The sequence below is a fragment of the Thalassospira sp. MIT121401 genome (genome assembly GCF_047125595.1).
GTDB lineage: Bacteria > Pseudomonadota > Alphaproteobacteria > Rhodospirillales > Thalassospiraceae > Thalassospira > Thalassospira povalilytica.
Genome location: NZ_CP138926.1, coordinates 1,866,510 through 1,880,024, shown reverse-complemented (window position 1 = coordinate 1,880,024; position 13,515 = coordinate 1,866,510). Strand labels below are relative to the sequence as shown.

Sequence of the window (13,515 nt, the reverse complement as noted above, 5' to 3'; positions counted from 1 at the left end):
CGAGTCTGCATATTTGATATGCATCATTTTTCAACGACTATTTTTTAAACATTTATCCTGCGACGGATATCGTATTTTTATTATCTAATTGTTTTTATTATATTTTTTGCAACGCACAATAAAAAACACATTTGAACTTGTTCACTATAGGGAATTGATTTTTAATAAAAGGAATGTCCATCGGGGGGCATTATGTGATGGAGAGACTAAAATGGAACAATCCGTACCGGAGTTGATGGCGAGGCTCGATAGCCTTGAGTCATCGCTCAGCATGGCAACGACCATCAATTCCGAAGTTTTCTATTGGTGGTGTACAGCACTGATGCTTGCCATCCACGCAGGCTTCCTTGCCTATGAAATGGGTGCATCGCGCGCAAAGAACGCGCTGGCATCGGGTATGAAAAACCTGATCGCGTTCGCTTTCCTTATTCCGGCATTCTATTATGTCGGCTGGTGGATCTATCTGGCATTTCCGACAGGCTTCAGCATCGCTGACGGCTCCGAAGCCGGCCTGCCCTGGAGTGCAAATATGGGTCCGAACCTGACCGATAACGCGTCAGGCATCTTCTATGCGGCCTTCACCCTGTTCGCGGCGACCACCGCCTCGATCATGTCGGGTTCCGTCATTGAACGTATCCGTATTTCCGGCTTTACCATTCTTGCCCTGTTCCTGGGCGCGGTTGTCTGGGTCTTCGGCGCTTCCTGGGGCTGGCATCCGGACGGTTGGCTGACCACCGAATGGGGCCTGCATGACGTTGGTGCGGCGGGTGCCGTTCACACCATTGCCGGCTTCTTCACCCTGGGTGTGCTGATCAATCTTGGTCCGCGTATCGGCCGCTTCAATGCGGATGGCTCGGTCAACAATATTGACGGCCACAACATGCCGATGTCGCTGATCGGTCTGATGCTGATCGTCATGGGCTTCTTCGGCTTCCTCGGCGGTTGCATCATCTATACCGGCGACACTTGGATGACCATCTACAACACCCCGGCAACCCTGTCGGCATTCGCATTCAACACCCTGATGGGCGTTGCTGGCGGCATGATCGGTGCGTATCTCGTGACCCGCGATCCGTTCTGGATGATGTCGGGTGCGCTGATCGGTGTGATCTCGTCTGCACCGGCACTTGATCTCTACTATCCGGGGCTCGCTTTCCTTGTCAGCTTCGGCGGCGGTTGCATCATGCCGAAACTCAACGACATCCTCGTTGGCAAGTTCAAGATCGACGACGCGGTTGGCGCGGTCGCCGTTCACGGCTTTGGTGGTGTCTGGGGTCTTGTTATGGCTGGCATCTTTGCGTCGGGTTACCCGAACGTTGCCGGTCCGGAAATCTCGTTCGTTGGTCAGCTGTCCAGTGCCGTTGTCTTCATGATCCTTGGTTTCGTACCGGGCTATGCCCTGTCCTTCGTTCTGAAGATGGTTGGCCTGCTGCGCGTTACCGACAAGGCTGAACTTGCCGGTCTCGACAAGGCCGAAGTTCCGGTCAGCGCCTATCCGGAAAGCTCTGTTCCGGCGGCATTCACCAACGACCCGACCTCGCCGACCCCGGCCGAGTAAGTTCGTTTCTGATCAATCCAGATAAGGAAACTGTAAAATGAACACAGCTCCGATTACCAGCTGGGAAGGCGCAGAGGCCTATTTCACCTTTGCCGACAAACCGGCCCTTCTCGTTCTGTTCACGCTGGTCGGTATTGGCGTGTGCATCTGGACCATCGCCTCGATGGCCAGCCACGAGAACAAAGCTTACAAAGACATGTAATCTTTGACATTGACGGGGTGCATCACCAGCCTGCCCTGAACCCAACTGCACCCGGTGATGCATCCCATCATGACCACTCTGAAAGGCCAGCCTCAAAACTGGCCTTTCAAGGGTTCTGGTTGCAGCTCCGGCTCCGGCTTCGGCTCCGGCTCCGGCTCTGGCCCCGGTTCAGGTCCCGGTTCTGGTTCTGGTTCTGATCCCGGTTCCTGTGGCGACCGTCACCCCGGCCTTTGCTCTGGCCTTGCCCTTGGTTCTGGCCTTCGATCCTGACCTGAATGCTGCCCCGGCATCTGCCGGACGATAAATGCCAACCGACCCGACTGGCACATGTGCCTGCCATCCGGTCCCGCGCAAGTCACCCATGTTATCGCTGCCTTGCATCTGCACAGATCATTCACCGCAGAGGCCACAATGATCGCGCTTTCACATCCCCAGTCATCTGCGCATGCCGTGCGCGCCGGACGTCCCAGCCGCATTCTTAATGCCGGACGCACCGCAATGGCGCGCAATATTGAACGTTACGAGGTTCCCGGACGCGGTGCCGCACTGATTGCGGTGCGCGAAGGCGATCAGCTGTCGCTGACCAACAGCGAAGGCATGCAGACGGTCGAACTGATCGGCCTTGATCCGTCGGGAAAGTCGCTGCCATCGATTTTTGAATATCTGCCGCACGGCAAACCGCGCGGTCTGATTGACCTTTTAAGCAATCCCTTTGATGACAGTCTGGCGCGCTTTGCCCGCACCCTTAAACGGCGCGACGTCAATCTTGATGAATGCCTGGCCTTGCGGATGTTTGGCAATGCCAGTCCGGCCGGTGATACGGTGGTGCTGTGCGCCCAGTTTGACGGCTTTGTCATTGTCGCCACCCCGGCCCCGATCATGCAGATCGATGCCCACAACACTGCAAGCCCGGTGATTGTGACCATTGACCGTGCCCATCATCACGATACATACAGCTTTGCCCTGCCCGATCCGCTGGCCGATCCGACGCTTGATCTGCGCATTCATGCGGCCACCGCGCGCGCCTATGAAATCAGGGCCGGTGACTATATCCAGATCCTTGATGTTGACGGGCGGCAATGCACCGATTTTCAGTGCTTTGATGCGCGCAAACTTGATCGCGGTCTTCAGAACCCGCTCGATGTCACCACCACGCGCACCCTGATGGGTCACGCCTATCCGATGCCCGGCCTGCATGGCAAATACTATGATCAGGACATGGACCCGCTGGTCGAGGTTATTCAGGATACCTGCGGGCGTCATGATGCCTTTGCCATGGCTTGTGCGGCGAAATATTACGACGATATCGGCTATCCGGGGCATGTGAACTGCACCGATAATTTCAACGGGGCTCTTGCCGCACACGGGGTTGATCCGCGCCCCGGCTGGATGGCGATCAATTTCTTTTTCAATACCGGCATTGATGATCACGGCGTGATGTATGCCGATCAGCCATGGTCGCGTCCGGGCGATTATGTGCTTTTGCGGGCCATGACCGATCTGGTCTGTGTTTCGTCGGCCTGCCCGGATGACACCACGGCGGCCAATGGCTGGAAACCCACCGACATTCATATCCGTGCCTATGACAGCACCGAGAAATTCACCCATGCCGTTGCCTGGCGCCCGACAGCAGAGGCCGAAGCAAAAATGACCAAACAAACCGCCTTTCACCCGCGTTTTGGCGAATTGACCCGCAACTTTGTCGATTACAAGGGCTTCTGGCTGGCGCATGAATATACCGGCTTTGGCATGATCGAAGAATATTATGCCTGCCGCGAAAAGGCGGTCGTGATCGACCTTTCGGCCCTGCGCAAATTCGAAATTACCGGCCCCGACAGTGAAACCCTGATGCAGCATTGCCTGACCCGCAATGTCAAAAAGCTCGGCATTGGTCAGGTCGTCTATTCCGCCATGTGCTATCCCCATGGCGGGATGATTGATGACGGCACCCTGCTGCGTCTTGGGCAGGACAATTTCCGCTGGATTTGCGGCGATGATTACAGCGGCGTCTGGCTGCGCGAACAGGCCGCCAAGCTTGGCCTGCATGTTCTGATCCGATCCTCGACCGATCAGATGCACAATATCGCCGTTCAGGGCCCCAAAAGCCGCGATATCCTGCGCGATATCATCTGGACACCCCCCCATCAGCCCAAGCTTGATGAAGTCGGCTGGTTCAAATTCACCATTGGCCGCATCGGCGATGCCAAGGGCGCACCGGTTGTTGTTTCGCGCACCGGCTATACCGGGGAACTCGGCTATGAAATCTGGTGCCATCCCAAGGATGCGCTGACCGTTTTTGATGCCATCTGGGAGGCCGGTGAACCCCATGGTCTGACTCCGATGGGGCTTGCCGCCCTTGATATGGTGCGCATCGAAGCCGGGCTGATTTTTGCCGATTACGAATTTTCCGATCAGACCGACCCGTTCGAAGCCGGGATCGGCTTTACCGTGCCGCTGAAATCCAAGGAAGACGACTTTATCGGCCGCGATGCCCTGATCCGGCGCAAGGACCATCCATCCCACAAACTGGTCGGGATCGAGATTGATGGCAATGTCGCCGCCAGCCACGGCGATTGCGTCCATATCGGCCGCGCCCAGATCGGGGTGATCACCAGCGCGATGCGATCCCCCATTCTGGGCAAAAACATCGCCCTTGCCCGCATCGACATCGCCCATGCCGATCTTGGCACCGAGGTCGAGATCGGCAAACTTGACGGACACATGATGCGCCTGCCCGCCAAAATCACCGCCTTCCCGCATTACGACCCGGAAAAAACCAAACCAAGATCGTAACACGAGGAATCCTCACATTCCCACATCCCCCCCAAGGCACGCCCGAATTCCCGGTCCGGCGTGCCTCTCCTACCCCCGACCAATTGATCCCCAAGTCGGGATGCCTCGGGCGTCATAACCCGCGCCCAACCTCGCCCCGCTTTCCCAGACCTTTCACCGCCCCACCCAACCTGATCTGGCCTACCCCAACCCTGAGCCGGCCCGCACCAGCCCTGAGCTGGCCTACCCCACCTCTGAGCCGCCCTGCCCCAGCCCTGAGCTGACCCGCCCTAACCTTGAGCCTGCCTGCCCCACCTCTGAGCCGCCCTGCCCCAACCTTGAGCCGGCCTATCCCACCTCTGAGCCGCCCTGCCCCAGCCCAGAGCCGACCCGCACCAGCCCAGAGCCGACCCGCGCCCCATTGCCCTCGCTATCCCTTGCTCCATCAGGACCACGGCCTGCGCTGGTGCTGCCTTGAGCCCCGTCCTGCGGCGCCGCCGTTCTGGCTCCATCCCGCTACCTACGCCAATCTTGCCCTGGCCTTTTCACGCTACCTACGCCAATCGTGCCCTACCCGTTTCACGCCTCCGCATAGCGTCAACACCGGGATGCCCCGGGCATCATGGCCGCCGCAAAATTCAATCCTCACACAAAAAGAACCCCGCGACGGGCGCGGGGGTGACTGCGAGTTTGCTCTGCTAAGGGAAGGTCAGTGCGATTATTAGTTTCTTTTTAATAATGCGGCTTATTCTGCAGCGCTGCTTTTTAATCCGGTCTGCAAATAGGCTTCCAGACTGTCATCAAGTTCATCGAGCCACGGCGTATGATGGGCAGGCGACATATTGCCGGTCATGAGCGATCGATATGATTTGTTGCGATAGCCCATGATGTCATGGGCCTTGTCATGTTCCCATTCCTCGAAGGTCTTGTTGACCCCTTCGATGTCAAACATCGGATAGTCTGTCATTTCAATAAGATGGGCTGTGTAATCGCCCTGGAACCAGATCATGTCATGATCGTCTTTCAGGCTTTCTTCCCGGTCGCGCCAGGCCTGGCTATCGGCCTTCATCGCCTCTTTTGACGGCAAAGGAATGCGGCCCATGATGACATCACGGGCATACCATGCCTGGGCATCAAACATGTTGAAGGTATAGAACTGGTCCTGCATGCCCAGATACATCAGTCTTGGGTTTTCTTCCCACACCACCCCGTTATAAAGACCCAATGGCCACAATCGGTTAGCGGTTTTCAAACGCAAATCATCGGTCAGGAACGGGAAGTGATGCTGATAGCCGGTACACAGAATGACCGCATCGACATCACGCGATGATCCATCCTTGAAATAAGCTGTATTGCCCTCAACCCTGGTCAAAAGCGGCACTTCGGCCCAGTTATCGGGCCAGTCAAAGCCGATCGGATTGGTGCGGTGACTGACGGTGACGGATTTGCAGCCATATTTATAGCATTGCGATCCGATATCCTCGGCCGAATAGGAGGTGCCGATGATCAGGATATCCTTGTCCTTGAATTCAAGGGCATCACGGAAATCATGGGCATGCAAAACACGCCCGCCAAAGGTTTCGAAACCCGGGAATTCCGGGACATTCGGCGTCGAGAAATGACCATTGGCGACCACCACATAATCAAATTCCTCGGATGCGATGACATCGTTTTTGAGATCATGCGAGGTGACCGTAAAGGTCTGTGATCCATCATCAAATTCGACCCGGCGCACCGGGGTTCTGAACCGCACCCACGGGCGCACATTGGCCTTTTCGACCCGGCCCTTGATATAGTCCCAGATCACCGCGCGCGGCGGATAGGATGCGATCGGTTTGCCGAAATGTTCCTCGAATGTGTAGTCGGCGAATTCAAGGCATTCCTTGGGTCCGTTTGACCACAGATAGCGATACATCGACCCGTGGATCGGTTCGCCATATTCATCAAGCCCGGTGCGCCAGGTATAGTTCCACAAACCGCCCCAGTCTTCCTGACGTTCGAAACATACCACTTTGGGGATTTCGGCCCCTTTGGCTGCTGCTGACTGAAATGCACGCATCTGCGCCATGCCCGACGGGCCGGCGCCAATAATCGCCACGCGAAGTGTCATTGCCTTAGATCCCCAATAGATGGCTGGTTATTTCCTCCGTCCGGCTTGTTTTTTGATGCCGGTTTTGGTTAGTCGGGGAAAATCCCCGGTGACGTCGGCGCACCGTCGTCAAACTGTGCAAGCCAGTCCACCAGCATCGGGTGGTAGCGGGACAGCCCCTTATATTCGACCAGTTCCGGGCGCAGATCGCGCATCACCCGATGCAGGCGACGGCCCCATTTCGGCTGGGTCACAACTTCGTTCATCGCCATCAGATAGGTGCGGATCGGAAACAGGATCGCGTTCGACCGCGGCAGACGCCAGAAGGTCTGAAGTTCGACCCGAAGATGGACCTTTTCCCCGATATTGCCGGGATTCACCGTCAGCTTGTCCGGGCCCCATTTGGGATAATTTTCCGGGCTGGTATCAAGCCTTGGATTAACCGTCAGCGTCCAGTTCAGACGCCGGGACGGCTGGCCTTGCGGCAGGGACAGCAGGAATTTCAACGCGCGCTGAAACACGCCGAGCTCATGGGCCAGCGGCACGGGCGCATGCCATTCAAAGAAGTTCATGCCCATGTCGAAATCAAGCGACCAGTCAGCCTGTGCGGTAATGATCCCGGCATCCATCCAAAGATTGCCATCGCGTTGATCAAGGATCGCATGATCGCCCTGCACCTGACGGCCGATATATTCCATCGGATGACATGGCAGTGTCGAACTGTCGCCAAAGACAAAGGTGTCATCGATCTGAAGCGGCTTGTTGATCCAGTGCCAGCGATCCCCATCAATGGTCAGTTCAAACAGATCGGGATAGTCGCGTGCCTTGGAAACCATCACCAGTTCGACAAAATCCCACGCCGCCGTTTCCATATGCGGCAGGGCCTGACAACGCCCGGGGTCGTCGGCCAGGACAAGGGCGCGGTCCTTCATTTCCGAGACATAATGTTCGTCGACATCAAAGGCATGTTCAAACGGGCTTCCGGCCCGTGTGGCGTGATGCGGCTCCACATTGGTCGAATACATATATTCGTCTTCGGGAAACGGGAACGGAAAGCGCGGAATGTTGCCCGGACTGTTGGCATAGGTGAAATCGTTGCGGAATGTCTCGTTTCTGAAGTGAATGGTCATATCGCAGATCCCCCTTGCTTACAGATCAAGTTCAAGACGCTTGCCGCTGAACCGCGACACGCAGGGCATGATGAACTGTTTCGATGCACGCTGATCGTCATCAAGCCAGTGATCGTTATGGGCAATGTCACCATCACAGGTAACGACCTTTGTTTCACATTGCCCACAGGCCCCGCCACGACACAGGCATTTGACCGGGGTTCCCGATGCCTCGATCGCTTCAAGCAGGCTTTGTTCCGGCCCGACCGCGATATCAATCCCGGCCTTTGCCAGATGGACCGAAAATGCCTTGCCCACCGGCGGGGACAGGAAATGTTCGAAATGGATGTGGGCCGCAGGCCAGCCAAGATCGGTTGCGGTTTGAACGACGGCCTCGATCATGCCCTTGGGCCCGCAGACATAAACATGGGTGCCAAGCGGCTGATCCGATAAAAGTGCGGTCAGATCAGGACCACCGCCCGCATCATCGCAATAGCACCTGACATGGTCGCCAAACCGGTCTTGCAGGCTGTCCATATAGGCCGCCTGCGAGGCGCTGCGCGCGGCGTAATGAAGTTCGAACGGCACGCCAAGTGATGATGCCTGGGTCATCTGGGCGACGAACGGCGTGATGCCGATGCCGCCCGCAATCATCAGATGTTTTCTGGCGCGCAGATCAAGCGCAAACAGGTTCACCGGGGCCGAGATATTCATTCTCATGCCCGGTTCGACCTTTTCATGCATGAATTTCGATCCACCGCGCCCGTTATCATCGCGCCGCACCGAAATGGCATATTGGTCGCGATCAAAGGGTGAACTCATCAGGGAATAGGCATTCTTGCGTTTGGTCGGACCATCAAGCATTTCCACCACGATATGCGCCCCGCCGGAAAAGGCCGGAAGTTCATTGCCGTGGATATGCTTGAATTCAAAACGCTTGATGATCGAATTGACTTCGACAACTCGGGAAACCACCACCGGGATCAGATGATCGGACGCGCTCATTTGAAGATCTCCCTGATTTCGACTTCCTCGGTCGGGTCTTCGGCATTGATGCACACCCCCTGAAAGGCGGCCAGTCGCCGGGAATAATGATCGCGCACCAAAAGCAGCAAATCACAGGACGGGCATTTGACCGGCTGTGTCGTGACCTTTTCGATCATGGTTTTGCAGTGAACGCATTGAACCCGACGCGCCAGACTGCCGCGATGTTCACACTGAACAGCCGTGTGATCGAGCCCGCATTCCTCGCCCTTGGCGACAGCCCGGCCAATCAGGCCCTCGGTCCCGGCAAGGTAAAGCTGGCTTCCCATTTTGGACTCCGAAAGCCAGTCGCCCAGCTTGGCAATCGCCGCATCAATGGTCGGGACATGTTCGAACCGTTTCGCACCCAAGGCATAAAGGGCAGTGATCAGGGCGTTTTCACCCGGTGTCGGCACATAAAGGATATGGACCTTTTCCATGAAGCCTTTCGGGGCGGTCTGGACCACGCGGATGACGCATTCCGCGCCCGATGCATCGGCAACGAAATAATGCGCAAGCCCCGGGGCAATCGCCAACTGCCCGTATTTGGGGCGGGAAAGGATGCTTTCTTCTATCAAACTCTCAGACATGGTCGCGGGATCCCATTCTGTCAGAAACCAACGGATCAAATGACAGCCCCGGGGAACCGGTCCGACCGATCCGGTCGATCCAGCCCAACCAGCCGATCCCCGGGGATATGTCCTAGCCCTTGGCAGTTCTTTTGGATTTGCTCGGATCATCAAAGGGCATGGTGTGGGCCATACCGCCCAGCATGCCGTTCGCCCCGGCAATTTCAAGACGTACCCCCTGCTCGGCGCACTCAACCGCCAGACGGGCAATCGCCATGGTCTGGTCTTTGAGCGGGCTATACATCGCGCAGGTCACAACGCCAACCTTTGCCCCGTCCTTGAACACAGCCGCCCCTTCGGCCGGGACTTCCTTGCCGTCAAACAGGATACCGAAAATCTTGAAGCGTTCCTTGCCCTTGAGACGGTAATGTTCCTCGGCGCCGCGGAAGCCGGTTTTGCCGGGACTGACCGTGAAATCAAGGCCAAGCTCCCACAGGGTATCGCCCGGTCCTTCGTTTTCGAACGGGTACATCTGCGAGTTATCATAGGGATAAAACAGCAGGTAACTTTCGACCCGCAACATATCAAGCGTGGTAAAGCGGGTCGGAATGATGCCCATATCGGCCCCTTCGGCAACGATCCGGTCCCAGATCATCCCGGCATCCTGCCCGCGACAGAAAATCTCGTAACCGCGTTCACCGGTATAACCGGTCCGCGAAATCATCACCGGTGCGCCAAACAACTGGGTCTGCATGTGATGGAAATAGGGAAGATCGCGAATGCCGGGCACATATTCCGCCAGATAATCGACAGCCAACGGCCCCTGAAGCGACAGGTCATGAAGATTGTCATCAAAACGAACCGATACATCGCGCCCCATGGCCGCACGGGTCAATTCTTCGTGCCCGGTGCCCGATCCGTGAACCACCATCCATGAATTCGGCCCCATGCGATAGATCACGCAATCGTCGGTAAATTTGCCCTGATCATTAAGCATGCAGGCATAAACCGATTTACCGGGATAGATTTTTTCGACATTGCGCGTGGTGGCATAATCAATGACGTGCGAAGCATGGGGGCCGGTGATGTGGACCTTTTTCAGGCCCGATACATCCATGATCCCGGCCTTGGTGCGGATGGCGATATATTCTTCGTCCCAATCCTTGTCATAGGTCCATGCCGTGCCCATCCCGCTCCAGTCTTCAAGATTGGAACCAAGCGCGCGGTGACGGTCGGCAAGGGCGGAGAATCTCCAGCTTGCAGTCATTGTGATGGCCTCCTGATTTGGTCGCCCTAATTTGGCAGCCTTGTCGCGCAATCAGCGCGCAATTATTGGCTTTTTATGTTCTCCATTCTGGCGGCAACTTGTTCGCGAACGCAATAATTATTTTTCATTTAATTCAATAATTATTCCTCAAGTGCTATTTTCTGCGGCATTGCAACAATTTGATTGCGCCACCACCGCCCGCCTGTCCCACAAAATGATTTTCCCTTCAGTTGATAAATCTTTCCTGACAGTTTAAATGAAACACAAGGCCGCACTGCACCACGGATCGTAACGATCAACGGGCAGACCGGCACAAAACAAAAGACGGCCGCCAAAGCAAAGCGGTCCGCGCATGACCCAGGAAACGATCAGGAAACGCACCGCACGCCGATTACGGGCACGGTGGCGAAGGAAGCCGCCACAATGGCAGATAACAAATCGCAGAAACCAACCAAAACCAACGCCAACAGCGAGCAAGGAATACCCATGGACTCCATGAACAAACCGGCCGCCCTGAACCAGGACCCGCACGCCCTTCGCGAGCCGAAGGAAAACAATCTGGAAATCGCGATCGGACATGAAGTCCGCGCCCTGCGCAAGAAACTTGGCATCACCATTGCCGATCTGGCATCGGCAACCGGCATTTCGATGGGGATGTTGTCCAAGATTGAAAATGGTGTGACATCACCGTCCCTGACATCGCTTCAGGCATTGGCAAGCGCACTTGGCGTGCCGCTGACCGACTTTTTCCGCCGTTATGAAGAACCGCGCAATGCGGTGTTTGTCAAATCGGGCGAAGGCATTGCCATTGAACGGCGCGGCACGCGCGCAGGTCACGAATATAACCTGCTTGGGCATATTGATAACAATACCAGCGGTGTGGTGGTCGAGCCCTATTTGCTGACGCTGACCGAGGAGTCGAGCAGTTTCCCCGCCTTCCAGCATGAAGGCATGGAATTCATCTATATGCTTGAGGGTGAAGTACGCTATCGCCACGGTGATCAGCTTTATTACATGCAGGCCGGTGACAGCCTGTTTTTTGATGCCGATGCCCGGCACGGACCGGAAGAACTTCTTTCATTTCCAATCCGTTATCTGTCGATCATCTGCTATCCGGCACGCTCGTAAACTTTCTTCACGGTGGAGAATATAATTCACCCTGATGAAATTTTTATTCTTATGAGTTGATTCCGCAATCGCGAACAGTTAGTCTCCATTCAAGCAACAGAATGGAGACTGTCCTGCCATGTGCGGCATCGTTGGTTTATTCCTTAAAGATAAAAGTCTGGAACCGCAGCTCGGCGCTTTGCTGTCGGAAATGCTGGTGACCATGACCGATCGCGGCCCTGATAGTGCGGGGATCGCCATTTATGGCGCAGATCAGAACAATCTGGCCAAACTCACCATTCAGTCCCCGGAACCGGAAACCGATTTTGCCGGCCTGACCGATGAATTGCGTGCTGCGGGCATTGCCAATGCATCGATCCTGCCCAAAAGCACACATGCCGTGATCACGGTTGGCGCCGATCAGATTGATGCCACCCGTGCCGCCCTTGCCGAACTTCGACCCAATATCCGGGTGATGGGCACGGGCAATGTCATGGAAATCTATAAGGAAGTCGGCCTGCCCAAGGATGTGGTCGAACGGTTCAAGATTACCGACATGTCGGGCACACACGGCATTGGCCATACGCGCATGGCGACCGAAAGTGCGGTCACGACCCTTGGTGCCCATCCGTTTTCGACCGGATCGGACCAGTGCCTTGTCCATAACGGGTCACTTTCCAATCACAACAATCTGCGCCGCGAACTGTCCCATCAGGGCATTCGCATGGAAACCGAAAACGATTCCGAAGTCGCCGCCGCCTATCTGACCGGGGAAATGGCCAAGGGCAAGAACCTTGGCGAGGCATTGACCAGCGCGCTTGATGACCTTGACGGGTTTTTCACATTCGTCGTTGGCACCAAGTCGGGCTTTGGCGTGGTACGCGATCCGATTGCCTGCAAACCCGCCGTCATGGCCGAAACCGATGCCTATGTCGCATTCGGGTCGGAATATCGCGCGCTTGTGAACCTGCCGGGCATTGAAGATGCGCGGGTTTGGGAACCGGAACCGGCCACGGTTTATTTCTGGGAACACTGATTTTCAAGAACCCTGTCGGGTGCAGCGATATCGCGCCCCGACCCGGCCGTTTCACACAGGCGGCCATATAAGGAAGGAACACATATGCCAGTGTTTGATCTTGCAACCACCGAACTGCGCGATCTGAATGCGTCGCTTCATGCACTTGATAAAGACGGTGGGAACGAGGAATTCGAAGTCACCAATCCGCGCGGTGCCCATGCGGTTGCCGTCGGGATTGATGCCCCGGTCAATGTCCAGATCAAGGGCAGTGTCGGCTATTACTGTGCCGGTATGAATGAAACCGCCAACATCACGGTGCATGGCAATGCCGGTCCGGGTGTGGCCGAAAACATGATGTCGGGCAAGGTCGTGATCAAGGGCGATGCCAGCCAGTATGCCGGGGCCACCGCCCATGGCGGATTGCTGGTGATCGAAGGCAATGCATCGTCACGGTGCGGCATTTCGATGAAGGGCATCGACATCGTCGTCAAAGGCAACATCGGCCATATGTCGGCCTTTATGGCGCAATCGGGCAATCTTGTTGTTCTGGGTGATGCCGGGGATGCGCTTGGTGATTCCCTGTATGAGGCACGTCTGTTTGTACGCGGCACGGTCAAATCGCTTGGTGCGGATTGCATCAAAAAGGACATGCGCCCCGAACATATCGAAATCCTGGCCAAGCTTCTGTCGGATGCGGGGATCACGGATGTGAAGCCCGAAGAATTCACGCGATATGGCTCAGCCCGCCAGCTTTACAATTTCAACATCGACAATGCCGACGCTTATTGACGCGCAGCGCTG

The 13,515-nt window shown here is 56.0% G+C and carries 14 protein-coding genes; 7 read left to right on the top strand and 7 right to left on the bottom strand.

The annotated features are described in order from the left end of the window. Window positions 1-211 precede the first annotated feature (211 nt). Both SIB88_RS08460 and SIB88_RS08455 read left to right on the top strand, forming a co-directional pair. On the top strand, window positions 212-1,558 hold the full coding sequence (locus SIB88_RS08460; RefSeq protein ID WP_068517045.1) for an ammonium transporter: 1,347 nt from the start codon (window positions 212-214) through the stop codon (window positions 1,556-1,558). A 37-nt stretch (window positions 1,559-1,595) separates the two neighbouring features. Next, window positions 1,596-1,760, top strand: a complete 165-nt coding sequence (locus SIB88_RS08455) for a hypothetical protein (protein ID WP_170310292.1) — start codon at window positions 1,596-1,598, stop codon at window positions 1,758-1,760. Between the two features lie 168 nt (window positions 1,761-1,928). Here SIB88_RS08455 and SIB88_RS08450 read toward each other — a convergent pair whose 3' ends face one another. Further along, a complete protein-coding gene (locus SIB88_RS08450) occupies window positions 1,929-2,123 on the bottom strand; it encodes a hypothetical protein (protein WP_412557855.1) in 195 nt (64 codons plus the stop codon). A gap of 48 nt (window positions 2,124-2,171) precedes the next feature. On the opposite strand from SIB88_RS08450, the gene SIB88_RS08445 reads away from it, so the two are divergent. Continuing rightward, window positions 2,172-4,553, top strand: a complete 2,382-nt coding sequence (locus SIB88_RS08445) for a DUF1989 domain-containing protein (RefSeq protein ID WP_412557854.1) — start codon at window positions 2,172-2,174, stop codon at window positions 4,551-4,553. Between the two features lie 112 nt (window positions 4,554-4,665). Here SIB88_RS08445 and SIB88_RS08440 read toward each other — a convergent pair whose 3' ends face one another. The 6 genes from SIB88_RS08440 to SIB88_RS08415 form a co-directional block, all read right to left on the bottom strand. After that, window positions 4,666-4,884: a hypothetical protein gene (locus tag SIB88_RS08440; protein WP_412559406.1), complete on the bottom strand. Its 219-nt coding sequence runs from the start codon at window positions 4,882-4,884 to the stop codon at window positions 4,666-4,668. Between the two features lie 393 nt (window positions 4,885-5,277). Then, complete coding sequence (locus SIB88_RS08435; protein WP_412557853.1) at window positions 5,278-6,642, bottom strand: NAD(P)-binding domain-containing protein; 1,365 nt, start codon at window positions 6,640-6,642, stop codon at window positions 5,278-5,280. Window positions 6,643-6,710: 68 nt separating this feature from the next. Next, window positions 6,711-7,751 carry a heme-dependent oxidative N-demethylase family protein gene (locus tag SIB88_RS08430; RefSeq protein WP_412557852.1) on the bottom strand — a complete coding sequence of 347 codons (1,041 nt, stop codon included), beginning with the start codon at window positions 7,749-7,751 and terminating at the stop codon, window positions 6,711-6,713. Between the two features lie 18 nt (window positions 7,752-7,769). Then, window positions 7,770-8,735: a PDR/VanB family oxidoreductase gene (locus SIB88_RS08425; RefSeq protein ID WP_412557851.1), complete on the bottom strand. Its 966-nt coding sequence runs from the start codon at window positions 8,733-8,735 to the stop codon at window positions 7,770-7,772. After that, window positions 8,732-9,343, bottom strand: coding sequence for a dimethylamine monooxygenase subunit DmmA family protein (locus tag SIB88_RS08420; RefSeq protein ID WP_412557850.1), 612 nt, complete (start codon window positions 9,341-9,343; stop codon window positions 8,732-8,734). Before SIB88_RS08420 ends, SIB88_RS08425 begins: the two co-directional genes overlap by 4 nt. A gap of 112 nt (window positions 9,344-9,455) precedes the next feature. After that, window positions 9,456-10,589, bottom strand: coding sequence for an aminomethyltransferase family protein (locus SIB88_RS08415; RefSeq protein ID WP_412557849.1), 1,134 nt, complete (start codon window positions 10,587-10,589; stop codon window positions 9,456-9,458). 31 nt (window positions 10,590-10,620) lie between these two features. Here SIB88_RS08415 and SIB88_RS08410 point away from each other — a divergent pair, with 31 nt between their 5' ends. The 4 genes from SIB88_RS08410 to SIB88_RS08395 all read left to right on the top strand — a co-directional run bounded on the left by SIB88_RS08410 (window position 10,621) and on the right by SIB88_RS08395 (window position 13,503). Further along, window positions 10,621-10,845, top strand: a complete 225-nt coding sequence (locus tag SIB88_RS08410; RefSeq protein ID WP_206927174.1) for a hypothetical protein — start codon at window positions 10,621-10,623, stop codon at window positions 10,843-10,845. A gap of 167 nt (window positions 10,846-11,012) precedes the next feature. After that, window positions 11,013-11,717 (top strand): helix-turn-helix domain-containing protein, encoded by a 705-nt coding sequence (locus SIB88_RS08405; protein WP_197460751.1) that lies wholly within the window; start codon window positions 11,013-11,015, stop codon window positions 11,715-11,717. 118 nt (window positions 11,718-11,835) lie between these two features. Beyond that, on the top strand, window positions 11,836-12,732 hold the full coding sequence (locus tag SIB88_RS08400) for a class II glutamine amidotransferase (RefSeq protein WP_412557848.1): 897 nt from the start codon (window positions 11,836-11,838) through the stop codon (window positions 12,730-12,732). An 84-nt stretch (window positions 12,733-12,816) separates the two neighbouring features. After that, on the top strand, window positions 12,817-13,503 hold the full coding sequence (locus tag SIB88_RS08395) for a GXGXG domain-containing protein (protein WP_068517037.1): 687 nt from the start codon (window positions 12,817-12,819) through the stop codon (window positions 13,501-13,503). The last annotated feature ends 12 nt before the right edge of the window (window positions 13,504-13,515 follow it).